Origin of the sequence: Streptomyces chiangmaiensis (assembly GCF_036281785.1) — a bacterium.
Taxonomy (GTDB): Bacteria; Actinomycetota; Actinomycetes; order Streptomycetales; family Streptomycetaceae; genus Streptomyces; species Streptomyces chiangmaiensis.
Genome location: NZ_JAYWVC010000752.1, coordinates 1 through 549, shown reverse-complemented (window position 1 = coordinate 549; position 549 = coordinate 1). Strand labels below are relative to the sequence as shown.

At 67.8% G+C, this 549-nt stretch carries 1 protein-coding gene; it reads left to right on the top strand.

What is annotated here, in order from left to right; translation table 11 throughout:
* Positions 1-549: helix-turn-helix domain-containing protein (locus tag VXC91_RS46760; RefSeq protein ID WP_329513389.1), on the top strand; the 549-nt coding region annotated here is incomplete at both ends.

Below are 549 nucleotides of genomic sequence, written 5' to 3'. Positions count from 1 at the left end.
CGACAGGCCCCGCGTCACCCCGGCGGATCGCGCTTTCCTGGCCGCGCTCCTCCACCGACTCCCCAGGCCTACGCTGCGGCAGCTGCATCTGATCGTCTCGCCGGAGACGGTCCTGAGGTGGCACCGTGATTTTATGCGTCGTCGTCACGCTGACGCCTCCCGTCGCAAGCGGTCTGGCAGGCCGCCGATCCGGCGCAGTATCCAGGCCCTTGTCCTGCGCTTGGCTCGCGAGAACAGCTTCTGGGGGTATCGGCGTATCCACGGCGAACTCGCCGTGCTCGGCATCAAGGTCGCACCGTCCACGGTCTGGGAGATCCTGCGAGCGCACGGGATCGAGCCGGTGCCCGAACGTGGCCGTCAGACCTGGGCCGCGTTCTTGCGCAGCCAGGCCCACGCGATCTTGGCCTGCGACTTCTTCACCGCCACCACCTTGAACGGTGCGACGTTGTACGTCTTCGCCGTCATCGAGCACGCCAACCGCCGCATCCGCATCCTGGGCGCGACTGTCCACCCCACCACGGCCTGGGTCACCCAAGCCGCGAGGAACTT